General features: G+C 56.4%; 27 protein-coding genes. 17 read left to right on the top strand and 10 right to left on the bottom strand.

Going from position 1 to position 24246, the window contains the following annotated elements; translation table 11 throughout:
• Nucleotides 1–18: 18 nt before the first annotated feature.
• From ACXADJ_RS14595 to ACXADJ_RS14560, 8 genes are all read left to right on the top strand, one after another.
• Complete coding sequence (locus ACXADJ_RS14595) at nucleotides 19–963, top strand: urease accessory protein UreD (protein WP_475067218.1); 945 nt, start codon at nucleotides 19–21, stop codon at nucleotides 961–963.
• A 100-nt stretch (nucleotides 964–1063) separates the two neighbouring features.
• On the top strand, nucleotides 1064–1366 hold the full coding sequence (locus ACXADJ_RS14590) for an urease subunit gamma (protein ID WP_475067216.1): 303 nt from the start codon (nucleotides 1064–1066) through the stop codon (nucleotides 1364–1366).
• Nucleotides 1367–1611: 245 nt separating this feature from the next.
• Nucleotides 1612–3675: an urease subunit alpha gene (gene ureC, locus ACXADJ_RS14585; protein WP_475067215.1), complete on the top strand. Its 2064-nt coding sequence runs from the start codon at nucleotides 1612–1614 to the stop codon at nucleotides 3673–3675.
• A 356-nt stretch (nucleotides 3676–4031) separates the two neighbouring features.
• Nucleotides 4032–4610, top strand: coding sequence for an urease accessory protein UreE (locus ACXADJ_RS14580; RefSeq protein WP_475067212.1), 579 nt, complete (start codon nucleotides 4032–4034; stop codon nucleotides 4608–4610).
• Nucleotides 4600–5334, top strand: coding sequence for an urease accessory protein UreF (locus tag ACXADJ_RS14575; RefSeq protein ID WP_475067208.1), 735 nt, complete (start codon nucleotides 4600–4602; stop codon nucleotides 5332–5334). The genes ACXADJ_RS14580 and ACXADJ_RS14575 overlap by 11 nt, the downstream gene beginning before the upstream one ends.
• A 152-nt stretch (nucleotides 5335–5486) precedes the next feature.
• Complete coding sequence (gene ureG / locus ACXADJ_RS14570) at nucleotides 5487–6134, top strand: urease accessory protein UreG (RefSeq protein WP_475067204.1); 648 nt, start codon at nucleotides 5487–5489, stop codon at nucleotides 6132–6134.
• A gap of 21 nt (nucleotides 6135–6155) precedes the next feature.
• A complete protein-coding gene (locus ACXADJ_RS14565; protein WP_036533845.1) occupies nucleotides 6156–6362 on the top strand; it encodes a HupE/UreJ family protein in 207 nt (68 codons plus the stop codon).
• A gap of 100 nt (nucleotides 6363–6462) precedes the next feature.
• Entirely contained in the window at nucleotides 6463–7002 is a 540-nt protein-coding gene (locus ACXADJ_RS14560) for an NADPH-dependent FMN reductase (protein ID WP_475067199.1), read from the top strand.
• A 19-nt stretch (nucleotides 7003–7021) separates the two neighbouring features.
• Here ACXADJ_RS14560 and ACXADJ_RS14555 read toward each other — a convergent pair whose 3' ends face one another.
• Entirely contained in the window at nucleotides 7022–7888 is an 867-nt protein-coding gene (locus ACXADJ_RS14555; protein WP_475067194.1) for a YicC/YloC family endoribonuclease, read from the bottom strand.
• Nucleotides 7889–8018: 130 nt separating this feature from the next.
• On the opposite strand from ACXADJ_RS14555, the gene rph reads away from it, so the two are divergent.
• Entirely contained in the window at nucleotides 8019–8735 is a 717-nt protein-coding gene (gene rph / locus ACXADJ_RS14550; protein WP_028292316.1) for a ribonuclease PH, read from the top strand.
• A 109-nt stretch (nucleotides 8736–8844) separates the two neighbouring features.
• On the opposite strand, the gene ACXADJ_RS14545 is transcribed toward rph, so the two are convergent.
• Nucleotides 8845–9618, bottom strand: a complete 774-nt coding sequence (locus ACXADJ_RS14545) for an exodeoxyribonuclease III (RefSeq protein WP_028292317.1) — start codon at nucleotides 9616–9618, stop codon at nucleotides 8845–8847.
• A 216-nt stretch (nucleotides 9619–9834) separates the two neighbouring features.
• On the opposite strand from ACXADJ_RS14545, the gene pyrE reads away from it, so the two are divergent.
• Together pyrE and ACXADJ_RS14535 are read left to right on the top strand one after the other, a co-directional pair.
• The gene (gene pyrE / locus ACXADJ_RS14540; RefSeq protein WP_475067187.1) at nucleotides 9835–10482 is read left to right on the top strand and encodes an orotate phosphoribosyltransferase; all 648 of its coding nucleotides are present in this window, start codon (nucleotides 9835–9837) and stop codon (nucleotides 10480–10482) included.
• A 38-nt stretch (nucleotides 10483–10520) separates the two neighbouring features.
• A complete protein-coding gene (locus ACXADJ_RS14535) occupies nucleotides 10521–11159 on the top strand; it encodes a hypothetical protein (RefSeq protein WP_475067184.1) in 639 nt (212 codons plus the stop codon).
• Between the two features lie 111 nt (nucleotides 11160–11270).
• Here ACXADJ_RS14535 and slmA read toward each other — a convergent pair whose 3' ends face one another.
• The 4 genes from slmA to coaBC form a co-directional block, all read right to left on the bottom strand.
• Nucleotides 11271–11876 carry a nucleoid occlusion factor SlmA gene (gene slmA, locus ACXADJ_RS14530; protein ID WP_028292320.1) on the bottom strand — a complete coding sequence of 202 codons (606 nt, stop codon included), beginning with the start codon at nucleotides 11874–11876 and terminating at the stop codon, nucleotides 11271–11273.
• Nucleotides 11877–11902: 26 nt separating this feature from the next.
• The gene (gene argB, locus ACXADJ_RS14525) at nucleotides 11903–12805 is read right to left on the bottom strand and encodes an acetylglutamate kinase (RefSeq protein WP_475067179.1); all 903 of its coding nucleotides are present in this window, start codon (nucleotides 12803–12805) and stop codon (nucleotides 11903–11905) included.
• Nucleotides 12806–13741: 936 nt separating this feature from the next.
• Nucleotides 13742–14191 (bottom strand): dUTP diphosphatase, encoded by a 450-nt coding sequence (dut, locus tag ACXADJ_RS14520; protein WP_475068201.1) that lies wholly within the window; start codon nucleotides 14189–14191, stop codon nucleotides 13742–13744.
• Between the two features lie 32 nt (nucleotides 14192–14223).
• Nucleotides 14224–15474 carry a bifunctional phosphopantothenoylcysteine decarboxylase/phosphopantothenate--cysteine ligase CoaBC gene (coaBC, locus tag ACXADJ_RS14515; protein WP_475067176.1) on the bottom strand — a complete coding sequence of 417 codons (1251 nt, stop codon included), beginning with the start codon at nucleotides 15472–15474 and terminating at the stop codon, nucleotides 14224–14226.
• Between coaBC and ACXADJ_RS14510 the strand changes: the two genes are divergently transcribed.
• From ACXADJ_RS14510 to mutM, 5 genes are all read left to right on the top strand, one after another.
• Nucleotides 15473–15598: a hypothetical protein gene (locus tag ACXADJ_RS14510; RefSeq protein WP_475067174.1), complete on the top strand. Its 126-nt coding sequence runs from the start codon at nucleotides 15473–15475 to the stop codon at nucleotides 15596–15598. The genes coaBC and ACXADJ_RS14510 overlap by 2 nt on opposite strands.
• 71 nt (nucleotides 15599–15669) lie before the next feature.
• Complete coding sequence (gene radC / locus ACXADJ_RS14505; RefSeq protein ID WP_028292325.1) at nucleotides 15670–16344, top strand: RadC family protein; 675 nt, start codon at nucleotides 15670–15672, stop codon at nucleotides 16342–16344.
• Between the two features lie 215 nt (nucleotides 16345–16559).
• The gene (gene rpmB / locus ACXADJ_RS14500; RefSeq protein ID WP_028292326.1) at nucleotides 16560–16796 is read left to right on the top strand and encodes a 50S ribosomal protein L28; all 237 of its coding nucleotides are present in this window, start codon (nucleotides 16560–16562) and stop codon (nucleotides 16794–16796) included.
• Between the two features lie 11 nt (nucleotides 16797–16807).
• Nucleotides 16808–16966 carry a 50S ribosomal protein L33 gene (gene rpmG / locus ACXADJ_RS14495; protein WP_036533854.1) on the top strand — a complete coding sequence of 53 codons (159 nt, stop codon included), beginning with the start codon at nucleotides 16808–16810 and terminating at the stop codon, nucleotides 16964–16966.
• Nucleotides 16967–17220: 254 nt separating this feature from the next.
• A complete protein-coding gene (gene mutM, locus ACXADJ_RS14490; RefSeq protein WP_475067172.1) occupies nucleotides 17221–18045 on the top strand; it encodes a bifunctional DNA-formamidopyrimidine glycosylase/DNA-(apurinic or apyrimidinic site) lyase in 825 nt (274 codons plus the stop codon).
• A gap of 69 nt (nucleotides 18046–18114) precedes the next feature.
• Here mutM and ggt read toward each other — a convergent pair whose 3' ends face one another.
• The 3 genes from ggt to coaD form a co-directional block, all read right to left on the bottom strand.
• On the bottom strand, nucleotides 18115–19911 hold the full coding sequence (ggt, locus tag ACXADJ_RS14485; RefSeq protein ID WP_475067170.1) for a gamma-glutamyltransferase: 1797 nt from the start codon (nucleotides 19909–19911) through the stop codon (nucleotides 18115–18117).
• Between the two features lie 102 nt (nucleotides 19912–20013).
• Nucleotides 20014–20271: a YfhL family 4Fe-4S dicluster ferredoxin gene (locus tag ACXADJ_RS14480; protein WP_475067168.1), complete on the bottom strand. Its 258-nt coding sequence runs from the start codon at nucleotides 20269–20271 to the stop codon at nucleotides 20014–20016.
• A gap of 156 nt (nucleotides 20272–20427) precedes the next feature.
• The gene (coaD, locus tag ACXADJ_RS14475) at nucleotides 20428–20913 is read right to left on the bottom strand and encodes a pantetheine-phosphate adenylyltransferase (protein ID WP_028292331.1); all 486 of its coding nucleotides are present in this window, start codon (nucleotides 20911–20913) and stop codon (nucleotides 20428–20430) included.
• 119 nt (nucleotides 20914–21032) lie between these two features.
• Here coaD and ACXADJ_RS14470 point away from each other — a divergent pair, with 119 nt between their 5' ends.
• On the top strand, nucleotides 21033–22181 hold the full coding sequence (locus ACXADJ_RS14470; protein ID WP_475067166.1) for a DUF3080 family protein: 1149 nt from the start codon (nucleotides 21033–21035) through the stop codon (nucleotides 22179–22181).
• Nucleotides 22182–22221: 40 nt separating this feature from the next.
• Here the strand turns inward: ACXADJ_RS14470 and ACXADJ_RS14465 are convergent, their stop codons facing one another.
• Nucleotides 22222–24228: a M48 family metallopeptidase gene (locus ACXADJ_RS14465; protein ID WP_475067164.1), complete on the bottom strand. Its 2007-nt coding sequence runs from the start codon at nucleotides 24226–24228 to the stop codon at nucleotides 22222–22224.
• Nucleotides 24229–24246 lie beyond the last annotated feature (18 nt).

The raw sequence follows: 24246 nt of genomic DNA, 5'->3' as shown, positions 1-24246 counted from the left end.
TAACAAGGAGCGATTTGCATGAACCTCGCCGTCTCATCGACGACGCAGGCCCAGCCTGAAGACAATCAGAAGGACAGCAACCAGGCAAACGCGCTGGCATCCCGCTGGGATGCCTCTTTGACTCTGGGTATTGAGTCTACTTCCCGTGGCTCGGTACTGAAAAGCAAGTCCCATCAAGGGCCTCTGTATATTCAAAAGCCTTTCTATCCGGAAGGTCGTGAGCTCGCACACCTTTACTTGTTGCACCCGCCGGGTGGCATGGTGTCTGGCGATACCCTTGCCATCGGCGCTAACCTGGGCCAGCAGGCGCAGGCGCTGATCACAACCCCTGGCGCAGGGCGAGTATACCGTGCCCGTGGTGACAGGACTCTGCAGCATCAGATCATCGAATTTAACGTTGCCAGCGATGCTTCACTGGAATGGCTGCCATTGGAAGCCATTATCTATCCTGGTGCGGTAACCCGACTGGATACTCGTGTGAACCTTCAGGGTAACGCTCGTTATATTGGCTGGGATGTGACCAGTCTAGGGTTGCCTGCTCGTGGCGAACTGTTCAACGCCGACAGTGCCCTGAATCAAACCCTGAACATCTACCGTGATGGCAAGCTTTGTTTGCGCGAGCGACTGGTTGTGGAAGGAGATCGACTGGATCAGCAGTCGATGTTGGATGCCAGCAGTGGACTCAAGCAACGACCGATTTGCGGCACCATGGTGGCAGGGCCATTCAGCTCTGAACAGGTATCCGAGTTGCTGCTGGATGAGTTACGCGACCTGTGTGATGGCTGGAATGCACGAGACTCACAGGCGTTAGCGGGCATCACCCTGAACCACGATTTTCTGATTGTTCGCTATCTGGGCTCCTGCTCCGAACAGGCGCGCAACCTGTTCGTCGAATGCTGGGCGCGGTTACGGCCTTTATTGCTGAATAGAAACGCCTGTCCGCCGAGGATTTGGGCGACGTAAAACCACATGGCTTGACGTCAGACGTCAGACGTCAGACGCGATTGAATACAAGCAGCCAGTCGGTCGACCGGCAGCTGCAAGATAACCAAATGAGGGCTCTATGGAACTGTTGCCAAGAGAGAAAGACAAGCTGCTGATTTTCACCGCAGCCTTGCTGGCTGAACGTCGTCTTAACCGTGGTCTCAAGCTGAATTATCCGGAAGCGGTGGCCTATATCACCATGGAAATCATCGAAGGTGCCCGTGACGGTAAAACCGTGGCAGAACTGATGAGCTATGGCAAAACCCTGTTGAGCGCCGATCAGGTGATGGAAGGCGTTCCTGAGTTGATCCATGAAGTGCAGGTGGAAGCGACGTTCCCGGATGGGACCAAGCTGGTGACGGTCCACGAGCCAATTTGTTAACTCGCTGGACGTCGGATGTCTGAAGCCAGACGTCTGACGCAGTTGTAGGTCGGATAAGTGAGCGAAGCGAATGCCATCCGACGAGGTCGATGCAGTAAGGCATCGCGCTTTGCCGACCCAAGGCCAACCAAAAAATGCAGGGTGCTATTGCGCACCGAGGCGTCTGACTTCGGACGTCCGACCCACATACGCGTCCGACGTCAGACCTCTGACATCCGACCCGAAAACACCACAGGGAGACATTGATGTTTATTCCAGGTGAAGTACAAGCCGCCAACGGCGAGATTGAATTAAACGCCGGTCGCAAGACCCTCAAGCTACGTGTTGAAAACACCGGCGACCGTCCGATTCAGGTCGGCTCCCACTATCACTTTGCTGAAACCAATCCGGCACTGAGCTTTGACCGCGAGGCTGCCAAAGGCTTTCACCTCAACATCGCCTCTGGTACCGCAGTGCGTTTTGAGCCGGGTCAGGGCCGTGAAGTTGAGCTGGTGGAGTTTGCCGGTAAGCGTGAGATCTACGGTTTCCGTGGCGATGTGATGGGGGCGGTTGGTGCCGCTGAAGGCGCTGATGAATCGACCGTTACTGCCAAAATGGATCGCACGGCCTACGCCCAGATGTTTGGCCCAACCGTGGGCGACAAGGTGCGTCTGGGCGATACCGAACTGTGGGTTCAGGTTGAAAAAGATTTCACCGTCTATGGCGATGAAGTGAAGTTTGGTGGCGGCAAGGTGATTCGCGATGGTATGGGCCAGAGTCAGGTAATGAATCACCCGTCAGACGGCTCGGAAGGTGCGATGGATCTGGTGATCACCAATGCCGTGATTCTGGATCACTGGGGCGTGGTCAAGGGTGATGTAGGCATCAAGGAAGGCCGCATCGTTCGTATCGGCAAGGCCGGTAACCCGGATGTGCAGGCCAATGTCGATATCATCGTTGGCCCGGGTACCGAAGTGATTGCTGGCGAGGGTTCTATTCTGACCGCTGGCGGCATCGACGCTCACATTCACTTTATTTGCCCACAGCAAATTGAAGAAGCCTTGATGAGTGGCGTAACCACCATGATTGGTGGCGGTACCGGCCCGGCCACCGGCACCAACGCCACCACGTGTACGTCTGGCCCTTGGTACATCGGCAAGATGCTGCAAAGCACCGATGACTTGCCAATGAACTTTGGTTTTCTGGGCAAGGGCAATGCTTCCCAGCCAGACGCCTTGGCTGAACAGCTGGAAGCCGGTGCCTGTGGCCTCAAGTTGCATGAAGACTGGGGTACCACACCTGCTGCTATCGACTGCTGCCTGAGTGTGGCGGAAAAGTACGATGTGCAGGTGGCGATCCATACCGACACTCTCAATGAGTCCGGCTTTGTCGACGATACTATTGGTGCCTTCAAGGATCGGGTTATCCACACCTACCATACCGAAGGGGCAGGTGGCGGCCATGCGCCGGATATTATCCGCGCCTGCGCCTACCCGAACGTGTTGCCGTCATCGACCAATCCGACCCGTCCTTATACGGTCAACACGGTGGATGAGCACCTCGATATGCTGATGGTTTGTCACCACCTCGACAGCACCATTCCGGAAGACGTCGCGTTTGCCGACTCTCGTATTCGTAAGGAAACCATTGCCGCCGAAGACATCTTCCACGACCGCGGTGCGTTTTCGATGATCTCTTCGGACTCCCAGGCGATGGGACGCGTGGGTGAAGTGGTGACTCGTACCTGGCAAACCGCCCACAAGATGAAAACCCAGTTTGGTCTTTTACCGGAAGACGAAGAGTGCGGTACCGACAACTTCCGTGCCCGCCGGTATGTTGCCAAATACACCATTAACCCGGCCATTGCCCATGGTGTAAGCCACGAAGTCGGCTCCATTGAGCCGGGCAAACTGGCCGACCTGGTGCTGTGGAAACCGGCTTTCTTTGCGGTGAAGCCATCCATGATCATTAAGGGTGGCATGATTGCAGCAGCGCCAATGGGTGACCCGAATGCCTCTATTCCGACACCACAGCCAGTGCATTACCGACCGATGTTTGGTGCCCATGGCAAAGCCGCCGCGAAAACCTCGTTCACCGTCGTGAGCCAGGCTGCACTGGATAATGGCATCAAGGAAACATTGGGCCTGAACCGTAATCTGGTGGCGTGTAAGAACACTCGTAACATCGGCAAGAAAGACATGGTGCTGAACGACTGGCAGCCAACCATCACCGTCGACCCGCAAACCTATGAAGTGCGCGCCGACGGCGAGTTGCTGACCTGTGAACCCGCAACCGAACTGCCGTTAGCCCAGTTGTATAACCTGTTTTGATTGCTCTGAGTTAATAAGTGGCGTTGCGGTTGGATGAGTGCGCATCGAGATGAGCAGATTTGAATAAAAGCGGACAGAGTATCCGGCCACGGATGGCCGGATAGCCCTGTTGAGACAGGGATGTCGAATCAGGGCGGCTCGTAGTTCGCTTGAAATTCAAATTGAAAGGCGAATCGGAAGCGCGGAGCAGAGGGGATGGCAACCGCCGGGGAGAGAAGTTCTCCCCAAGAGGCGAACCTCCCGAACAGATAAATCATCGTCGTTGAAGTGTGTTTGACGACTGCGGAAGTCAAATCGCAGGCAAGCCAGCTCCTACCCATCGTTGTAGGAGGCTTGCCTCCGATACGGAGAAATCCATGCTGGAAATTTATGAACGCCTCGGCGTTCCGGAAAAAGAAGGGGACCCTGCAGGTCCTGTGTATGCCACTGTTTGCCTGACCCATGAACAGCGTGATCGCGGTCGGCTGAAGCTGACCAGTACCGACGGCGAAGAAGTGCGGGTATTTCTGGAGCGGGGCAAGGCACTGCTGGTGGGGGAATACCTGAAGTCCCACTGTGGCAAGATCGTTAAAGTCGAAGGTGCACCGGAGCCGGTCACTGAAGCGACTTGTGAAGACTGGCACACCTTTGCCCGTGCCTGTTATCACCTGGGTAACCGCCATGTGAAATTGCAGGTGGGCGACAAGTGGCTGCGAATCACGCCTGACCATGTGTTAGAGCAAATGCTGGAATTACTGGAGCTGACTGTTACTCACAAGGAAGCGGTGTTTGTTCCCGAGAATGGTGCTTACTTCAAGGGACTGGGTGGGCATTCCCACTCCCATGGTCATGACCATGATGATGGCCATTCGCACAGCCATGGTCATAGCCACTCTCACGATCACTCCTATGATCACAGCCATTCGCACAGCCACTCTCACAATCATGAGCACTGATACTGTGATGGACAACACTGCTGAACCAACGCAGATAGCTCCTGAGCCAGTGCCTGCGGCGGGGTTACAACTGGTTCGGCTGATGCACCTCTCATCGGTGAGCCTACCGGTTGGCGGTTTTGCATTTTCCCATGGTCTCGAATATGCCATCGAAACCGGTTGGATTCGCAAGCCCCTTCAAGTGGCTGACTGGGTGCGTGAACAGTTGCATCTTGGCCTCAGCAATACTGATGTACCGGTACTTGAACGAGTTATGGCGGCTTGCGGTTCAGAACATGAAGAAGCCCGACTGCGCGAGCTGAATGACCTGATTCTGGCCTGTCGTGAAACCCGCGAGCTGCGTCTGACCGACACCGCCATGGGCGAAGCCCTGATTCGACTGATGAACAGCCTTGGGCTTGAACAGCCGTTCGAATCGAGCGAAGACGTCAGTTTTGTGGTGCTGTTTGGTGTGGCGGCCAGTCGTTGGGGAATTGATTACCCATCGGCAGCCAATGGCTTTTTATGGTCCTGGCTGGAAAACCAGATTGCGGCAGCGACCAAGCTGGTGCCGCTGGGTCAGACCCAGGCGCAGCAGTTACTGGTTGAGCTGCAGCCGGAGTTATCCACCGCCATTGCTGAAGCTGCGTTGGTAGAAGAAGACGATATTGGTGCTGGTTTGCCGGGTCTGGCGATTGCCAGTAGTAAGCACGAGCATATGTACACACGACTATTTCGAAGCTGAGAGCTATTGCGCTCGTAATTACTGCGTTAAAAACGGAATCGAAACTGCTCATTTACGACTTGTAAACTCCGCGTTTCTCTCCGTTTTTGCCTTGTACTTACATCGCTCATAACGCTCTCAGGTATCCCAAATATGATTGGATGGGGAAAAGAATGACCAAACCAAAACAAACCTTGCGTGTTGGTGTCGGCGGCCCGGTGGGCTCCGGTAAAACTGCTCTGTTGCGTTCACTCTGTGCGGCGCTGCGCGAGCACTACGATATTGCCGTGGTGACCAACGATATTTACACCAAGGAAGACGCCGAGTTCCTGACCCGTAATGAAGCCCTGAGTGCTGACCGCATCATGGGCGTGGAAACCGGTGGCTGTCCGCATACGGCGATTCGTGAAGATGCTTCCATGAACCTGGCGGCCATTGATGAGCTGCGCAAGCGTCATGGTGAGCTGGACGTGGTGTTTGTTGAAAGCGGCGGCGACAACCTCAGTGCGACCTTTAGCCCTGAGTTATCCGACCTGACCATCTATGTGATTGATGTGTCGGCTGGCGACAAGATTCCACGTAAGGGCGGCCCTGGTATCACCAAGTCCGACTTGCTGATCATCAACAAGACCGACCTGGCGCCAATCGTGGGTGCTTCGCTGGAAGTGATGGACCGTGATGCCAAAAAGATGCGCGGCGAGCGCCCGTTCGTATTCTCTAACCTGAAGAAAGCCGAAGGTCTGGACGACATCATCAATTTCATCATCAGCGAAGGTATGCTGGAGTCCAAACAGATTCCGCCAGCCAAAGCGGTTGTTTAATTTCTTTTATAAGGACAGACCATGAAACACCTGATCAAAAAGGCCGTTGTTGCGGCAGCGGCAGTTACCCCTGTGATGGCGATGGCCCACGACGGCCATGAAAGCACTAACCTGTTGGCCGGTCTGGTGCATTTTATTTCCAGCCCGGATCACCTGCTGACCATCGTTGTGGTCGCAGCCGCCGCGGGTTACGTGATGCGCAAAATCGGCCAGTCTGACTCTGAGTAAGCCTTGAAATAGACCACTTCGGAATACCGAGTCAGAGACACAGCCCCGTGATATGCATGCGGGGCTTTTTGTTTGCTGTCTGTTCGACAAGGAGGATTGAATGGCGGAACTGTTGGCTTTGTGTGGCAGCCTGCGCAGGCATTCACTGAACCGCGCCGCGTTACAGGCGTTTGAATCACTTGCAGCGCCGCACGTCGGGTTTCAGTGGGCCAGATTGGCCGCATTGCCGTTGTTTAACCCCGACCTTGAGCACGACCTGCCAGAAGCGGTCGCCCGATTGCTTGAACAGGTAGAGGCGGTCGATGGCTTGGTGATCGCTTCACCGGAATACGCCCACGGCATCAGTGGCGTGCTGAAAAATGCCCTCGACTGGATGGTCAGCAGTCCGGCGTTTTATCAAAAGCCCGTCATGATGATTAACACCTCGCCACGTGCCCATCATGCGTTGGATAGCACTCGCGAAATCCTCACCACCATGTCGGCCAATATCATTGACGATGCTTGCGTTGAGCTGGCGCTGCTAGGCAAGGGGGGTGGCAAGCTGGATGACGTATTGGTGTCGTCGGAAAGCCTGACTCTGCTGGATGGCGCTGTCGAGACGTTTCTGGCTGCGCTGGCAGAGCGAAGGAGCCCCGACTGAGTGTCAGGGCATATTCAGGTTACTCAATATTCTGCACTTGCTCGCGCATCTGTTCGATCAGCACCTTCAGCTCCACCGCAATGCCGGTCATGGTGCTGGTCAGTGATTTCGACGACAGCGTATTCGCCTCGCGATTGAGCTCCTGCATCATAAAGTCGAGGCGGCGGCCAATCGGTTCCTTGCGTTTGAGGATGGCGTTCACTTCCTTGATGTGGGTGCGCAGGCGGTCGATTTCTTCGGCAACGTCGGCTTTCTGGGCCAGGATTACCATTTCCTGCTCCAGTCGTTCGCTGGCGGCGGGATTCTGCTCCAGATTATCCAGCATGTCGGCCAGTCGGGTTTGTAGTTGCTGGCGTTGGGCGGCAAGGGCTTCCGGCATGTGCTGGTCGGCTTGATTCACCAGTTCGCTCATGCTGTCCAGACGGCTCTGGATCATGTCGGCGAGGCTGGCACCTTCATTAGCACGCACTTCGGCAAGCGCTTGCAGTGCCGCGTTGAACGCGTGCAAGGTGGCTTGTTGCACGGCTTTGGTATCCGGCTGGTCCGTTTCCAGTACGCCGGGCCATTTCAGAATTTCCAGCAGGTTGGCCGGAGCGGCAGTGGGGACTTGCTCAGCGGCGTTGGCCAATACGGTGTTGAGTTGTCCCAGCAGCGCCTGGTTCAGCTTCAATTCGTCTTGTTGCTGTACGCCTTGCAGGCGCAGGGTGCACTCCACCTTGCCACGGTTCAGGTGCTTCTTGATGGCGTCGCGCAGGTGGGTTTCCAGTTCGCGGAAACTGTCCGGCAAGCGGAAATGAGGCTCCAGATAACGATGGTTGACCGAGCGAATCTCCCAGATCACTTGTCCGGCGGGTGTTTCAGCCTGCTGGCGTGCGAAAGCGGTCATGCTGTGAACCATCGTGTTCCCCGTTTATTGATTGGCATTCGTTTTCCCTGATTGTAACGGTGGCCAGACCCCACGGCTATGTCGTTATAATGCCCGCCTGAAAACTATTGGCACAGAAAGAGGATTCCCTATGAGACCCAGCGGTCGCGCTCTCGATCAACTTCGCGAAGTGAAGATTACCCGCAACTACACCAAGCATGCGGAAGGTTCTGTGCTGGTGGAATTCGGTGATACCAAGGTGATTTGTACCGCCAGTGCCGACACCAATGTGCCGCCGTTCCTGCGTGGCAAGGGTCAGGGTTGGGTTACCGCGGAATACGGCATGCTGCCGCGTTCAACCGGTTCTCGCATGATCCGCGAGGCAGCCAAGGGCAAACAACAGGGCCGTACGGTGGAAATCTCCCGCCTGATTGGCCGTTCCTTGCGTGCGGCGGTCGACCTCAAGGCTTTGGGTGAAAACACCATCACCATCGACTGTGACGTGATTCAGGCCGATGGCGGCACCCGCACGGCGTCCATCACCGGTGCCTGTGTGGCGTTGGTGGATGCGATTGAGTGGCTGAAGAAAAACGGCAAGGTGAAAGGCGAGCCGCTGAAGAAGATGATTGCAGCGGTGTCTGTGGGTATCTACAAGGGTGAGCCGGTGCTGGATCTGGATTATCCGGAAGACTCCGACGCCGAAACCGATATGAACGTGATCATGGACGCCAATGGCGGTTTTGTGGAAGTTCAGGGTACGGCCGAAGGCGATACCTTCACCCGTGCTGAGCTGAACGCCATGCTGGAGCTGGCGGAAAAAGGCATCAACGAAATTTCCGATTTGCAGATTGCGGCTCTGAACGGTTGATTCATGTTTCAGGGCTATTCAGCGCTGTGAAAACCAAAAAAGCCCGCGATGTTCGCGGGCTTTTTTGTGGGAGTTCGTTAGCAGTAACAATCCGGGCTGGGAAGCCGGATTATTCTTCGTCGAACTCGTATTCCACCATCACGGCAGCGTGGTCACCGAATTGCAGGTTGGTGTCGATTTTTGCGTCCACCACGTACTGACGGATGTTCGGGCTGCAAATCTGGTAGTCCTTGCGCCAGCCATTCTGGTTGCGACGGGCGCTTTCTTCGTCCGGCCACCAGGTGAACTGGTTTTCACCGAAGTTGGCTTCACGGAAGGCGTCTACATAACCCACCGGGCCGAAGATCTGGTCGAACCAGGCGCGTTCTTCCGGTAGGAAGCCAGGAGTTTCCTGATTGGCTTGCCAGTCGGCCAGGTCGATGGTCTTGTGGGCCGCTTCGAAGTTGCCACAAATGATGAATTCACGACGCTTGCGACGGCTTTTTTGCAAATGCTCAAGGAACGACTTCTGGAACGCCAGCTTGTCTTCCAGGCTGTTGTGGGCATCGACCGTCGGGAACAGAATCGAGCCAACGCTGACGTGCGGGAAATCGGCCTGAATATAACGGCCCTGAATATCGCACTGCGGAAACGCCAGCCCGGTCATGATGGCTTTGGGTACGTCTTTGGTGAGGATGGCAACACCGGAGTACTCATCGGCTTCCGCATCAAAAAAGTATGCGTTGAAGTCTTTTGGGTAGACCACGTCATCCGAGAGTTGGTATTCCTTGGCGCGCAGATTCTGGATGGTGACAACATCCGCATCGGCCATGGCCAACCAGGTGTACAGGCCCTTGTCGACCGCCTGTTGTAATCCGTCTACCTGTAAAGTGATAACTCGCATACGTGGTTCCCAGCTAGTGAAGCGTGTATCATACCGCATCATCTCGAACGCAGGTATGCCAGACTTTGCCACAGTGTCATGATAGCCATGACCAAAGGTTACAAGTCGTTGATACTACTGCGAATGGCAGCATTGGTCAGTACAGGCTTCCGGTGTTGTGTCTTGTTTTTCTCTTGAGTGGCCAGCCCGCTCGTTTGTACTGGTTCAGGATAATTTATGAAAGCGTATCAGCAAGAATTTATTGAGTTTGCCATTCAGCAAGGCGTGCTTAAATTTGGTGAATTCACCCTCAAGTCCGGCCGAACCAGCCCTTATTTCTTCAACGCCGGCATGTTCAAAACCGGTGGTGCACTGGCCAAACTGGGTCGTTTTTATGCAGCCGCACTGGAAGACTCCGGTGTTGAATACGACGTGGTGTTTGGCCCGGCTTACAAGGGTATTCCTTTGGCCGCGACCATGACGGTGGCGCTGTCCAACGACTATGGCAAAGACGTACCGTACGTTTTCAACCGCAAGGAAGCCAAGACCCACGGCGAAGGCGGTAATCTGGTGGGTGCTGCTTTGGAAGGCCGCGTGGTGATCGTCGATGACGTGATCACCGCTGGTACGGCCATTCGCGAAGTGATGGCCATGATCGAAGCGGCTCCTGAAGCCAACGCTGCGGCTGCTCTGATTGCGCTGGACCGTCAGGAAAAAGGTCAGGGTGAACTGAGTGCGATTCAGGAGGTCGAACGCGATTTCGGTATTGAAGTCGTCAGTATTGTGAACCTGAACCAGGTTCTGGACTTCGTTTCAGGGCAGGATTCACTGAAACAATACGCTGATGCGATCGAAGCCTACCGGGCTCAGTATGGAGTGAAGTAACGATGAAGCCAGTCCGCTGGTGTGTGTGCCTGATAGCAATGTCCATTTGGGTGCTTCCAGCGGAGGCCGCCCGGCTGTACCGCTTTGAAGTGGATGGCCGGATCATCCTGAAAGATCATATTCCGGTGGAGTACACCGGCATGGGCTACGACGTGCTGAATTCCAGCGGCATACTGCTGGAGTCGGTGCCGCCGGCGCCAACGCCGGAAGAGTTGGCCGAGATCAAGGCCAATGAGTCCGCAGCCGCGGCCCGCAAGACCCGTATGGAGCAGCAGCAGGCGGAAGACCTGAAATTGCTGAGACTGTACGAGAAGCCGGCTGACGTCGAGCGGGCGCGCCAGCGCAAGACCGAAGAGATCAACACCTACATCGCCTTGTTGCGTCGTCGGATTGATGGTCTGGAGGAAAAGCTGCGCTCGGCTCAGGCAACCGCGGGTCGTTACACCAAGGACAACCTGCCGGTTCCGGAAGACATTCAGGGGGAAGTCGACGAGATTGTCTCGGCCCAGAATGAGTTCCGTCGTGACATCCGCGACCGTCAGTCCGAATTTGGCCGCATCACCCGTGAATACGCCGAGCAGTACGAGCGGTTGCGCATTCTGCAAGTGTACCCGGCGGGCACCTTGTACGAAGACGTGGATTTTGACCGCGTAGATCGCGCCTTTCAGACCCGCTGATGCCTTGGGCAGGTATTGCCAGGCTTGCCAAGTCCCAAGATATCAACGCGTCAAAAACAAAAAAGCAGCCTGAAACGGCTGCTTTTTTGTTTTTGGTCGCTGGTCAGCCGATCAGGCCGGAATGCGCTTTTCGCGCAGCAGCTGGCTTTTCAGCAGCGGCCATTGTTCGTCCCAGTACGTGGTTGGCTTCTGCTTGAAACCGGTACGCACATACTGACGAATACGACCTTCCAGCACCGCAGTCAGCAAGTTCGCCAGTGAACTGGCGGTTTGGGCTGGCAACTTGTCTTCGCGCATCTCTGCTTCGCGCAGAATCTGCTTGAACTGGGTTTCCAGTCGTTCGAACAGCTGTTGGATACGATCTCTCAGGCGTTCGGTTTCACCTGCCAGGGCGTCACCCGACAACAACCGGCACATGCCGGGGTTGCGCTCGGCAAACGTCAGCACCAGCATCAGGGTGTGTTCACAGCGATCTTCGGCCGCATCAACATCCTGCAGGATACGGTTGATACGGCTGAAAATAGTCTCTTCAATAAAGCTGATCAGGCCCTCAAACATTTTCGCTTTGCTGGGAAAATGACGGTACAGGGCGGCTTCAGAAACACCGACCTCCTTGGCCAGGTTGGCGGTGGTGATACGCGCACCCGGTTGGGTTTCCAGCATATGCACCAGAGCCTGTAAAATCTGATCTCTGCGGGACAGCTTATCCTCCGCCATCGTGCCTCCTTTAAGCGCGTGTGCTATCAGCTTTTGCGGTTGGTAATCAGGGTGCCCACACCTTCATCGGTGAACAGCTCCAGCAGGGTGGAGTGGGCAACGCGACCGTCAATGATATGCGAGCTTGTTACACCTGCGTGAACCGCGTCCAGTGCACAGCGAATTTTTGGCAGCATACCGCCGTAAATCGTACCGTCTTCGATCAGCTCGTCCACCTGAGTGGTGGTCAGGCCAGTCATTACCTTGCCTTCCTTGTCCATCAGGCCGGCAATGTTGGTCAGCAGGATCAGCTTCTCGGCACGCAGTACCTCGGCCACCTTGCCAGCCACCAGATCGGCGTTGATGTTGTAGGAATGGCCGTCTTCACCGACACCAATCGGGGCAATCACCGGGATGAAGTCGCTGTTGGTCAGCATGTTCAGCACCTTGACGTTGATGCTGGCCACTTCGCCGACGTGACCGATGTCGATGATCTCGTCTTTTTCCAGATCCGGAGAACGCTTGGTGACATGCAGCTTGCGAGCACGCAGCAACTGGCCATCCTTACCGGTCAGACCGATGGCATTACCGCCATTTTGGTTGATCAGGTTAACGATGTCCTTGTTCACCAGACCACCCAGCACCATTTCCACCACATCCATGGTTTCTTCGGTGGTGACACGCATGCCGTTCACAAAATGGCTTTCGATGTTGAGCTTTTCCAGCAACTGACCAATCTGAGGGCCGCCGCCGTGAACCACGATCGGGTTAATACCAACCAGTTTCAGCATCACCATGTCGCGGGCGAAGCTGTTCTTCAGCTCCTCGTCGATCATGGCGTTACCGCCGTATTTAACGACCACAGTCTTGCCAACAAAGCGCTGCAGGTAAGGCAGGGCCTGGCTCAGTACGTTTACGGTGTTCATGGCGTCTTTGCCGTTCAGAGGCATGGTGAAAGCTCCATTGGATGCCGGGCAAGAGGACGGGAACGGCCCTCTCGGCGGGGTTATTCGAATTCTTGGGGGCGGAGTATAGCGCGAGGTTAGTGGTTACTGCTAATGGGATGCGTTGTTCGTGAAGGGGAGTGGATTTTATCAAAGCCCTGGTTTGGGTTGCTGGTTCGCTGTTATCTCTACTGGCAGCTAGTTTGATTCAAAGCCTCTGTCCTCTTAAGGGATCTTATCCCTTGGCCCGGCTACGCCGCTTTTCAAAGAAGCGAAGGCTCGGGATTTCTCTGGCCTGAAATACGTTGTTGCGGTAAGCCTCTGTCCTCTTCAGGGGTCTTACCCCTGTGCCGGACGGGCAAACCCCGCTTTGCGCTACCGGTTCGCTGCTCGACTTCAAACGGCGACTCCTGAAAAACACGCCCGGATGCGGCATCCATGCCTTAACCGGGCTATCCGGCCATCCATGGCCGTCTGTTTTTCCCGTCTTGTTTTCATTCGGCTCACCTCAAGGCGCATTGGATGGGGACGAACGGTCGTATCTTTAAGCAACTGACATTGGTGACTTTCAGTCGCGAGATCCTTTGAAATGCGATTTGGCGTTAACCATCAATGCGCATCAAGGTGAGCTCTGCTTGAGCAAGAATGAACAGGGAGGAGGGCCATGGATGGCCCGGCAGGCGATTCCGGGCAGGGATGCCCGGTTGAGCCGGCCCGTTGTTCATTCGAAGCGAGAGCAGAATCAGCGAACCGGTAGCGCGAGGCGGAGGGATGCCGACCGGCGGGAGGTAAGACCTCCCAAGAGGTCAAGGACCCTACAGGTTTTCTCCCAGTCAGCTGTATATTCGAAGTGACAGCAGAATCAGCGAGCCGGTAGCGCGAAGCAGCGGGATGCCGACCGGCGGGAGGTAAGACCTCCAAAGAGGTCATAGGCAGGCGCTGTTAACTCCGGCCTGAGTGGCCAAAGCCGCCTTCGCCACGTTCGGTGGCGGTGAATTCATCCACCTGCTGGAATTGCGCTTGTACCACAGGTACCAGCACCAGTTGCGCAAGACGCTCGCCGAAGTTGAGGGTGAAGGCTTCGGAGCCACGGTTCCAGCAGGACACCATCAGCTGGCCCTGGTAATCAGAGTCAATCAGGCCCACCAGATTGCCCAATACGATGCCGTGTTTGTGGCCCAGACCTGAGCGCGGCAGGATCATCGCTGCCAGACCCGGATCTTCAATGTAGATCGCCATACCGGTGGGGATCAGTACGGTCTGACCCGGCTCAATGGTGATGCTGTCTTCTTCGATGCAGGCACGCAGGTCCAGACCCGCGGAGCCCGGCGTTGCGTATTCCGGTAGTGGGATGCTGTTGCCCAGACGGTCGTCGAGAATCTTGAATTGCATGGTATGCACGATGAATATTCCTGTGTCGAAAATCAGTGGGAGGCGTTGTCAGAATCCAAACCGGCCAGCGCTTGGCTGTTGGCCAGTCGTTCGGCAAATGCCTGAATCAGTTTGGTTGCGAGCAGTGATTTGCTCATGCGCTCAAAGTCCTGATGGCCGTCGCGGCTGTACAGGGTGACGGCGTTGTCGTCGGAGTTAAAGCCGATGTCCGAGCGTGAGACGTCGTTGGCAACGATCATGTCGAGGCGCTTGCTGGCCAGTTTGCCGCGGGCGTAGCCGTCGACGTCGTTGGTTTCGGCAGCGAAGCCAATCACGGTTGTCGGGCGCTGTTCATGCCTGGCCACGGTAGCGACGATGTCGGGGTTTTTGGTCAGGGTGATCTGAATGTCGTCACCGGCTTTCTTGATCTTGTGTTTGGCCACGTCCGCAGGGCGGTAGTCGGCCACGGCGGCACTGGCGATAAACAGATCGCATTCACCCATGCAGGCCATCGAGGCTTCCAGCATGTCCTGGGCGGAAACGGTATTCACCAGAGTGACACGATCCGGTGCGGCAATGCGCACCGGGCCGGAAATCAGCGTTACCTGGGCTTCGGCGTCCAGTGCGGCCTGTGCCAGTGCGTAGCCCATTTTGCCGGAACTGTGGTTGCTGATGTAGCGCACCGGGTCGAGGGCTTCGCGAGTAGGTCCGGCGGTAATAACCACTTTTTTGCCGGTTAACACGCCAGCCTGAAAGCGTTTGGCCAGCAGAGCGGCAATGTCTACCGGTTCCAGCATGCGGCCGGGGCCAACGTCGCCGCAGGCTTGTACACCGGCGTCCGGGCCAAACAATCCAAAGTCGTCGCCTTTGAGGTCGGCGAGGGTTTGCAGATTGGCCTGAGTGGTGGGGGCTGCCCACATTTGCTGGTTCATGGCCGGTGCCAGAAACACCGGTGCCTTGCTGGCCAGTACCAGGGTGGTCAGCAGTTCGTCGCCCATACCGGCTGCCAGACGGGCAATCAGATCGGCGGTGGCCGGGGCAATCAGTATCACATCGGCCCAGCGGGCCAGTTCAATATGGCCCATGCCGGCTTCGGCTTCTTCGTCCAGCAAGGTGTGGTGCACCGGATTGCCGGACAGGGCTTGCAGTGTCAGTGGCGTAATAAACTCCAGCGCGCCCTGGGTCATCACCACGCGTACTTCAGCACCGGCTTTGGTCAGGATGCGCACCAGTTCTGCCGATTTGTAAGCAGCGATGCCGCCACTGACGCCCAGCAGGATGCGTTTGTTAGCAAGTTGTTGCATGGCCAGATTCACCGCAGCAAAGAAAAAACCGCGGCAGTATACCCAGCCCGACGGCTTCAGCCCAAATGTAACCATTGCGCTGGCTGTTGCGGCGAAAAAATATGGCACTATGAACGGCACCTGAAACCGGCTCGCTGACAGCCACGGGCATGCCATGGATGGCAGCAGGCCGCGCCAATAATGCAAGGAGGCAGGATGGCAATTACCGATTGGCCAGAACAGGAACGGCCGCGCGAAAAACTGTTGGCCCGCGGGGCCGAGGCACTCACTGACGCCGAACTGTTGGCGATTTTTCTGCGTACCGGGGTGAAAGGTAAAAGTGCCGTCGACCTGGCCCGCGAGCTGTTGCAGGACTTTGGTGGCCTGCGGCCACTGCTAACCGCCAGCCAGGAACGGTTCTGTGAACCCATGGGGCTTGGCAACGCCAAATTCGCCCAGTTGCAGGCGGTGCTGGAAATGGCCCGTCGGCATCTGGCTGAACAACTGCAACGCGGTAATGCCCTCACCAGCCCGGATTTAACCCGCCAGTATCTGTCGTCCTGTATCCGTGATCTCGGCCACGAAGTGTTTGTGGTGTTGTATCTGGATAATCAGAACCGGGTGATCAAATCCGAGGAATTGTTTCGTGGCACCATCGACGGGGCGGCGGTGTATCCCCGGGAAGTGGTCAAGCAGTCGCTGGCCTGTGGCGCGGCTGCCGTTATTTTTGGCCACAATCATCCGTCCGGGGTGTCGGAACCCAGTCGGGCCGATCGCCATATTACCGACCGTTTGCAGCAGGCGTTGGGGTTGGTGGATATTCGGGTTCTGGATCATCTGGTGATTGGTGACGGCGAAACCGTGTCGTTTGCCGAAAGGGGTTGGATATAAGGCGAAAAAATCGGGTTTGGGCCAATATTCACACCAGAAGCGCTTTTTTCGATCAAAAAATACACTTCTGCTTGCGGGGCTGAATTGGGTTTGGTATAAAGCGCAACTCTTTTCAGCCAGGGCCTTTCTGGTGGTGCGAAATATCGCTCCCCGAGCCCACGGTTGCTAACGAATTCAAGTATAGATAGATACAGTTAAGAATCGGGGCTAGATCCATGTCTAAGGTTTGTCAGGTTACAGGTAAAGGTCCTGTTACCGGGAATAACGTTTCCCACTCAAACATCAAAACCAAGCGCCGTTTTCTGCCTAACCTGCAATACCACCGCTTCTGGGTAGAGAGCGAAAAGCGTTTTGTTCGTCTGCGTGTATCCGCTAAGGGCATGCGCATCATCGATAAGAAAGGCATCGACACGGTGCTGGCTGAGCTGCGTGCTCGCGGTGAGAAATTCTAAGGAGTACTAACATGCCACGCGATAAGATCCGTCTGGTTTCCAGTGCTGGCACTGGTCACTTCTACACGACTGACAAAAACAAGCGCACCATGCCTGAGAAAATGGAGATCAAAAAATTTGATCCTGTTGTTCGCAAGCACGTGATGTACAAGGAAGCCAAGATCAAGTAATTGGTCTTGCTCCCTGTCTCGCAGAGACGCTTGAAAAACCCGGAAAGCTTCGGCTTTCCGGGTTTTTTTATGCTTGTTTGTCTGAGGTCTGAGGTCTGAGGTCTGAGGTCTGAGGTCTGAGGTCTGAGGTCTGAGGTCTGAGGTCTGAGGTCTGAGGTCTGAGGCGTTGCTTATGATCTACTCGGCTTTACAATAATCGGTCCGACGTCCGACGCTATGCGCGATTCAACTTCACATCAGACCCAAGACCGCCTATGCCTGAATTACCCGAAGTAGAAACCACCAAACGCGGTATCGAGCCGTGGACCAAAGGTCAGACCATTGAAAAGGTAATCATTCGCCAGCCGAAGCTGCGCTGGCCAGTGGCGGATGAAATCGCTGAGCTGGTTGGCAAGACCATTGTGTCACTGGATCGCCGTGGCAAGTATTTGCTGGTGACCTTCGATCATGGTTCGGCGGTATGGCATTTGGGGATGTCAGGTTCGCTGCGAATGGTCAAGCCGGAAGAAGACGCCCGCTTGCACGACCACATCGACTGGGTGCTGTCGAACGGCTGGGTGCTGCGTTATCACGATCCTCGTCGCTTTGGCGCGCTGCTGTGGCAACCGAACGATGCCACGCTGGATCAGATTGCTGTGTTGGGGCCTGAGCCGCTGTTGCCCGCCGAGCAAACCGGTCTGACCGCCCAGAGCCTGTACCACAAGAGCCGTGGCAAGAAGCAGGCCGTGAAACTCTTCATCATGGACAACGCCACCATGGTGGGGGTGGGGAACATCTACGCCAATGAAAGCCTGTTTATGGCGGGTATTCGGCCGACCGCGCAGGCGGGCAAGATCAGCAAGCCGCGCTACGAAAAGCTACTGGCCTGCATTCGTGAGGTGTTGGGCAAGGCGATCGAGCAAGGCGGCACTACGCTGCGCGACTTTGTGAACAGCGATGGCCAGCCCGGTTATTTTGCGCAGGAGCTGCAAGTGTACGGTCGTGGCGGTAAACCTTGCCGAGTGTGTGAAGAACCGCTTAAAGAGATTCGTCTGGGTCAGCGGGCGACGGTGTATTGCTCTCGCTGCCAGAAGTATTGATTTGTGCTGCCGAGCAAAACATAAAAAACGCCAGCATGATGCTGGCGTTTTTGTTGGTGTTGCAGGTTGTTAATTTCTCTGCTCAACCTTCGCTTGCCCCAACCCACGTGGGTCGGCTGCTGCGCTGACTGCGCCAGTGTTGTTATCTACCTTGATCGCCTGCATATTGCCGTACTTACGGCCAACGTCCTTGAGCTGGTGACCCAGCGCGCGCAAGCCTGCCATTTCCTCGTCAGACAAGGCTCCGCTTTCGTACTGGATTACGTCCGGCAAATATTGGTGATGAATGCGTGGGCGCGATACCCAGTCTTCGACCGGCTTACCTTGCATGGCTTCGAGGCTGCCCAGTAACACCATGGTGATGATGCGGCTGCCGCCCGGTGTGCCGAGTATGGCGGTTTGATCTTTGGACACCAGAAAGCTGGGGCTCATGCTCGACAGTGGGCGCTTGCCCGGGGCAATGGCATTGGCTTCGGCGCCGACCAAACCATAGGCATTAGGTTCGCCGGGCTTGGCGGAAAAGTCGTCCATTTCGTTGTTCAGCAGCACACCAGTGCCAGGTACGGTGAATGCCGACCCAAAGGGCAAATTGATGCTCAGCGTGGCGGAAACCATATTGCCGTCGGCATCCAGCACTGAAAGATGGGTAGTGTGAAAACCTTCTTCGATGTTTTTCGGGCCTTGCAGCGTGATGCTTGGGGTCGCCTTGTCAAGGTCGATTGAGCTGGCCCACTCAATGTTGTGATCTCTGGACAGCAAGTTATCCACAGGCACGTCGACGAAATCCGGATCGCCCAGGTATTTGGCGCGGTCGTGATAGGCCCGACGCATCACTTCGGCCAACAGATGATCCTGCTGTACCGTGTTCATATTTTGCCAGTCGAACTGGTCCAGCATGGTTAGCATCTGACCCAGTGCCACACCGCCGGAAGACGGCGGCGGCGCGCTGATCAATTCAAACTGGCCGTGGCCGGCGCTGATCCGGATTGGCGCACGCTCAACCACCTTGTAATTCTGTAAATCCTGCAAGCTCCAGTCGCCACCTGCCTGCTGAACGCCGTCTACCAGCATCTGAGCTGTTTTACCCTTGTAGAAGCCATTATGACCTTGCTGGGCCAGTGCTTTTAGTGTCAGCGCCAGTTCAGGCTGTTTGACCATATAACCCACGGCAGGTATCTCACCGTTATCGAGAAACAGACGGCTGCTTTCCGGATATCGCTGGATGGCGCTCTGGCGCCAGCCCATCAGGCGACGGTAATGTTCATAGACAGGAAAGCCATCGTTGGCTTGTTGGATGGCTGGTGCCAACGATTGGCTCAATGGCAACTTGCCGTAGTGCTCGGCCAGCCAGGCAAACGCGGCTGCCTGACCCGGAATGCCGGCGGCGGTCGGGCCGTTGATGGCGCGATCGCGGACGACCTCTCCATTGGCATCCAGATAGTAATCGCGGCCGGCGGCTACGGGTGCGGTTTCGCGGGCATCAACAAAGCGGTATTGCTTGCTGTCGGCCTGATACAGCAGCCAGAAACCACCACCACCGATACCGGCGCTGTAAGGCTCGACCACGCCAAGGCTGGCTGCCACGGCAATGGCAGCATCAAAGGCATTACCGCCCGCGTTGAGCACGTCCATGCCGGCTTGAGTGGCTAATGGGTGGGCACTGGCGATGGCTTGCTTGCCGGTTGCGGCAGCAGCAGTGATGGTTGACAGCGTATCGGGCGTTGCTGGAGCCGTTTGAACGGCCTCGCTACTGCAGGCATTCAACAGGCCGAGCAGGCTGCTGCCAAGGAGCAGTGCGGTGCCCAGTCGGGCGATACGGGATAGGGGCTTTCGGGTTGGCTGATGCAGCCTTGAGGAGAGGAGCATGGGCTATCCTTGGGTGCCTTGTTGTCATCATGACAGGCAGTGTGGATAACCCATCGAAGCCCTGCAAGCGGCGGGCTTCGATTGGATCAGAACAAAGCGTTCTCAGGAAATGGATTTACCGGTCAGGCGCTCGTATTTGGCCTCCAGTTCTTCCTGGGTTTCCATGTTGTTGTCATCCTGAGGGATACAGTCCACCGGGCATACCAGCTGGCACTGTGGCTCATCGTAGTGACCCACACACTCGGTGCACTTGGATGGTTCGATTTCGTAAATTTCTTCACCGGCAGAAATCGCTTCGTTCGGGCACTCAGGCTCGCACACGTCGCAGTTAATGCACTCGTCGGTAATGATCAATGCCATGTTTATCTCCAATTCGGGCAGCAGTGCCCGCTCTAACTAATCACTGGATAGAACCGGGTAGATGGCCCGGTGCTGATGCGCGATGCCGGATTGGTCCGATCTGTTTCACGCGGTGCCGGGTGGTAAGTCCGGTCTTTCAGGGTCGTGATGCCGGATTTATCCGATCTTGTTCACGTGTTGTTTCAGGGCCTTTTCCACCGCTGGGTGGACAAAGTTGCTGACATCGCCCTGCAGGGATGCGATTTCACGCACCAGCGTGGAGGAAATAAAGGAGTATTTCTCTGCCGGTGTCAGGAACATGCTTTCCACGCTGGGTGCCAGAACACGGTTCATGTTGGCCAGCTGGAATTCGTATTCGAAGTCAGACACAGCCCGCAGGCCGCGTAGAATAATGTTAGCACCCCGTTTGCGGGCAAACTCGGCCAGCAGGTTGTTGAAACCGGCAACTTCTACATTGGGAAGGTGGGCGAGTACGCTTTGCGCCAGGTCGACCCGGGTTTCCAGATCCAGCATCGGACGTTTCTTTGGATTGTCCGCGACGGCAACGATGATGTGGTCGAACATACGCGATGCACGCTCCACCAGATCCGTATGACCATTGGTAATGGGATCGAAGGTACCAGGGTATACGACGGTGTTCATGGTTGTGGGCCTCTGGGGTTCAGAACGGGCGCATAGTAAACAAATCCCGCACGGGTCACAATAAAAGCGGTCATTCTCTGACCGGTTACAGGCCGGTCCATCAACCGTCTGGAGGGGTTATGTCCAACCACCATACGCTTTCCGGAAGGGATTCCAAAGTGTCACTGGCGTGCCTGAAAGCGCCCTTTTTTCATGCGCTGACAGTGGCTGTGTGGCTACTGTTGAGCGGCTGTGTCAGCACTGCGGAAGATCAGCTGGACGAGTATCCCGAGCGCATGGCACGGGCCTTGTCGCTGGAGGATCAGGAGGCCGGGCCAACCAGCGAGTACGCCGTGCCTGAGCGACCATCGGCGCGGGCGCTGCGCATTGATTTGCCAGCGCCGGACATCGACTTGCTCGATTTTCTGAGCCTGAATCAGTGCCGTTTGGGCGCTGTCGTAGCGCAGGGCAATAGCGTACTGGGCAAGGTCGCGGCTCCGAGTCAGGTATTGCATCAGCAACGTGACTTTATCAACTGGGGGCCGGAGTGCGTCGAGCAACTGCGCGAAGACAAGCCGGAACTGGCACAGGCGTTGGCGTCGGCATTGCAACTGAAGCATCAGCAGCGGTTGGCGTTGTGGTGGAATGCCTGGCTCGGTGGTGAGGAATGGCAGGCACTGACGGCGCGCTCGGCGCCCTTGCTGGATTGGCAGCAAGACAATGACGGCCATATCAGTGCCACGTTGGCAGCGCTCGACTACGCCCTTGCTCTCGGAGAGCGCATGGCCAGTGAGCCCGACTGGAAAACCGCACACATCGAGTACGATGCCGATGTGTTCGAGCAACAGCTGCAGAGCTTGCTGCTGGGGGAAAGCATCGGCCGTTGGGCGAGAACCCAGCAACAACTGACCCATCGTCTGAATCGGGTCGCAGACCTGCTGGAGTATCGACTGACGCAGCGGCCATTGTGTCCGACAGGCCGGAAAACCCCGGATGCCGACATTGTTCAAAACGTGCTGCACAAGTTCTATCTGACAGGACTACAGCCGTATATGAGCCGTAATGACCGCTTGGGCGGAGCGTTATTGCAGCGTCTGGATGCTATCGAGCAACGTTTGCAGACTTCTACTATTCCCTTAACGGACGTGGCGAACGGGGCCTTGCAGACCTATCAACACTGGCTGCAAGCCTTGCACCTCAACCGCGATGCCTTTCAGGCCGCCAGTCAGCGTCATGTGGCCATGATGTCCAAAACACTGCAATCCTGCGGCCTGATGCCTGCGAGCTGACGCTAGCAGGCAAGTTGCTGGTCGATGATGAGTACCGCGGTTAGCGAGCGTCAGGGGAATCCAGCACGCCAGCGGGCACCGGCGATTCCAGAATCGCTGCGATGGCCTGAATCAGGTCGCGCTCAACGGTACGCAGCTCGCCGTCGTAGCGGGCACAGGCGACCAGTGACTTGATCAGCCGTCCTTTTACATGCGGATAGAGGCCGGTCAGGCGCGTGAGGCTCTGGTTCAGCGGCTTGAGGCGATGATCAACCGGCTGATATTGAATGCCCAACGAGCCAAAGGCACCGTCGGCCAAACAGCCGTTAAACGCACTGGCTGCCTGGCCGTCATCGTCGTGGCCATGGTGCGCCATGTACGACAGCAGCACGGCGATGTCCTGTTTCACCTGCTCCGGCTTCTTGACCGACTCCTTCACGGGCCTGGCCTGATTGAAATGGTTGTCCAGATACTGGTTCAGCAAGCGGAACAGGCACCACTCGAACAAATCAATCTGACCGTCCGACTTGATGATGGCAACCAGCGCGGTGTGGAAACTGCGGTACTGGCTGTCTGACAGTTGTTTCAGTGCAGGGATCGCCCGTTCGACCAACGGCAAGCGCTGGCTGGCGGGCAGCTGTCGCACATTGGCGCTGCAGCGCAGCACTTCCTTGTAGAGGCCCTGGCCGAGGGATCTCAGGACGATGTCCTGCTGCTGGCTGTGAATAAAACGCTCAGCCGGTGCCATCAACAGGCACAGAATCAGGGTCTGGGCCGAGAATGGCTCCCGCGCCATGGCCTGCAGGTCTGCCAACCGCTGCAGGCTGTCAGCCCTCGTGTCATTTTCTACACTTGCCTTTGCCACATGGGCTTCGGCGGCGAGCAACGCCGCGCTCAGCTCAGGGTTCAGATCAGAGTTCAGCTCAGAGCTGACGCCAACCAGCGTCGACGCCGCAGATGGGCCCTGGCTGCTGTTATCCGTAGCCACCAACTCAGGCGATTCCTGTTTGGCCTGCTGCAATGTTTGTGGTGCCAGATAGCGACCATCCCAGTTGGGTTGAATCCGACGGATACGGTCTTCCAGCGGCGGATGAGTGGCAAACCCTGAAAAACGAAAGTTCATGGCGCTGCCAAAAAACAGATGGGCGGTTTCTTCCCGCTCGGGGCTGCGGATGCGGCTGCCAGCGCCATGGCCAATCACTTTGAGAGCGTCGGCAATGGACTGCGGGTTGCGGGTGTATTGCACCGCGGAAGCGTCGGCCAGGAATTCCCGCTGGCGCGAGACACCGGCTTTGATCAGGTTGCCAAACAGCACGCCCAGATAGCCCAGTGCGGTCATCGCCAGTCCAATCGCCCACAGCGGCAGGCCGTTTTTCTGGTCGCGGCTGCGTATACGACTGCCATGGGCGCCGGATTCCAGCAAAAAGCGGCCGATCAGAGCGATAAACAGAATGCCGTACAGCAACGCCATCAAGCGAATATTGAGGCGCATGTCGCCGTTGGCAATGTGGCTGAACTCGTGGCCAATGACCCCCTGAAGTTGATCACGGGTGAGCTTTTTCATACAGCCTTCGGTCACGCCAATGACGGCATCGGAGGCTTGATAGCCCGCCGCAAAGGCGTTGATGGAACTGTCGGGCAAGACGTACACCGGCGGTACCGGCATGCCCGAGGCAATGGCCATTTCTTCCACCACATTCAGTAATCGCCGTTCGTAGAAATCATTACTGTTGGGAATCAGCAGGCGGCCGCCCAATGAACTGGCGACGACCTTGCCACCGCCTTGCAAACTGAGCCATTTAATCAGGCTACCGCTAATAATCACGGCCAGCGTGCCCAGTGTCACCCAACCGGCGTGTTGCCAGTTATAAGGGTCTGTCCAGATGCCGCTCAGGCTCAGGTTGTTGGCGGTTTGGGGGGTGTTAACCGATTTGTCGGCGCCGTACCAGACCAGCGCGGCTGCCACCAGATTCAGAGCGCCGACCAGTGTGGCCACAGCGGCGACAAACAGCACCAGCAAGCGACGGGTACGCTTGCGGGCAATGTCCTGTTGATTGAAAAAATCCATGGAAGGGTCCGGTTAGTA

The sequence above is a fragment of the Oceanobacter sp. ABM4_470 genome (assembly GCF_056158645.1).
The sequence above is the reverse complement of the archived record's forward strand: the minus strand, read 5'-3'. Positions and strand labels throughout refer to the sequence as shown.

What these genes read in the sequence shown, in the direction of transcription:
- ACXADJ_RS14595 (WP_475067218.1), top strand. Translation starts at nt 19, where the DNA reads ATGAACCTCGCCGTCTCATCGACGACGCAGGCCCAGCCTGAAGACAAT.
- ACXADJ_RS14590 (WP_475067216.1), top strand. Translation starts at nt 1,064, where the DNA reads ATGGAACTGTTGCCAAGAGAGAAAGACAAGCTGCTGATTTTCACCGCA.
- ureC (WP_475067215.1), top strand. Translation starts at nt 1,612, where the DNA reads ATGTTTATTCCAGGTGAAGTACAAGCCGCCAACGGCGAGATTGAATTA.
- ACXADJ_RS14580 (WP_475067212.1), top strand. Translation starts at nt 4,032, where the DNA reads ATGCTGGAAATTTATGAACGCCTCGGCGTTCCGGAAAAAGAAGGGGAC.
- ACXADJ_RS14575 (WP_475067208.1), top strand. Translation starts at nt 4,600, where the DNA reads ATGAGCACTGATACTGTGATGGACAACACTGCTGAACCAACGCAGATA.
- ureG (WP_475067204.1), top strand. Translation starts at nt 5,487, where the DNA reads ATGACCAAACCAAAACAAACCTTGCGTGTTGGTGTCGGCGGCCCGGTG.
- ACXADJ_RS14565 (WP_036533845.1), top strand. Translation starts at nt 6,156, where the DNA reads ATGAAACACCTGATCAAAAAGGCCGTTGTTGCGGCAGCGGCAGTTACC.
- ACXADJ_RS14560 (WP_475067199.1), top strand. Translation starts at nt 6,463, where the DNA reads ATGGCGGAACTGTTGGCTTTGTGTGGCAGCCTGCGCAGGCATTCACTG.
- ACXADJ_RS14555 (WP_475067194.1), bottom strand. Translation starts at nt 7,888, where the DNA reads ATGACCGCTTTCGCACGCCAGCAGGCTGAAACACCCGCCGGACAAGTG.
- rph (WP_028292316.1), top strand. Translation starts at nt 8,019, where the DNA reads ATGAGACCCAGCGGTCGCGCTCTCGATCAACTTCGCGAAGTGAAGATT.
- ACXADJ_RS14545 (WP_028292317.1), bottom strand. Translation starts at nt 9,618, where the DNA reads ATGCGAGTTATCACTTTACAGGTAGACGGATTACAACAGGCGGTCGAC.
- pyrE (WP_475067187.1), top strand. Translation starts at nt 9,835, where the DNA reads ATGAAAGCGTATCAGCAAGAATTTATTGAGTTTGCCATTCAGCAAGGC.
- ACXADJ_RS14535 (WP_475067184.1), top strand. Translation starts at nt 10,521, where the DNA reads ATGTCCATTTGGGTGCTTCCAGCGGAGGCCGCCCGGCTGTACCGCTTT.
- slmA (WP_028292320.1), bottom strand. Translation starts at nt 11,876, where the DNA reads ATGGCGGAGGATAAGCTGTCCCGCAGAGATCAGATTTTACAGGCTCTG.
- argB (WP_475067179.1), bottom strand. Translation starts at nt 12,805, where the DNA reads ATGCCTCTGAACGGCAAAGACGCCATGAACACCGTAAACGTACTGAGC.
- dut (WP_475068201.1), bottom strand. Translation starts at nt 14,191, where the DNA reads ATGCAATTCAAGATTCTCGACGACCGTCTGGGCAACAGCATCCCACTA.
- ACXADJ_RS14510 (WP_475067174.1), top strand. Translation starts at nt 15,473, where the DNA reads ATGGCCAGATTCACCGCAGCAAAGAAAAAACCGCGGCAGTATACCCAG.
- coaBC (WP_475067176.1), bottom strand. Translation starts at nt 15,474, where the DNA reads ATGCAACAACTTGCTAACAAACGCATCCTGCTGGGCGTCAGTGGCGGC.
- radC (WP_028292325.1), top strand. Translation starts at nt 15,670, where the DNA reads ATGGCAATTACCGATTGGCCAGAACAGGAACGGCCGCGCGAAAAACTG.
- rpmB (WP_028292326.1), top strand. Translation starts at nt 16,560, where the DNA reads ATGTCTAAGGTTTGTCAGGTTACAGGTAAAGGTCCTGTTACCGGGAAT.
- rpmG (WP_036533854.1), top strand. Translation starts at nt 16,808, where the DNA reads ATGCCACGCGATAAGATCCGTCTGGTTTCCAGTGCTGGCACTGGTCAC.
- mutM (WP_475067172.1), top strand. Translation starts at nt 17,221, where the DNA reads ATGCCTGAATTACCCGAAGTAGAAACCACCAAACGCGGTATCGAGCCG.
- ggt (WP_475067170.1), bottom strand. Translation starts at nt 19,911, where the DNA reads ATGCTCCTCTCCTCAAGGCTGCATCAGCCAACCCGAAAGCCCCTATCC.
- ACXADJ_RS14480 (WP_475067168.1), bottom strand. Translation starts at nt 20,271, where the DNA reads ATGGCATTGATCATTACCGACGAGTGCATTAACTGCGACGTGTGCGAG.
- coaD (WP_028292331.1), bottom strand. Translation starts at nt 20,913, where the DNA reads ATGAACACCGTCGTATACCCTGGTACCTTCGATCCCATTACCAATGGT.
- ACXADJ_RS14470 (WP_475067166.1), top strand. Translation starts at nt 21,033, where the DNA reads ATGTCCAACCACCATACGCTTTCCGGAAGGGATTCCAAAGTGTCACTG.
- ACXADJ_RS14465 (WP_475067164.1), bottom strand. Translation starts at nt 24,228, where the DNA reads ATGGATTTTTTCAATCAACAGGACATTGCCCGCAAGCGTACCCGTCGC.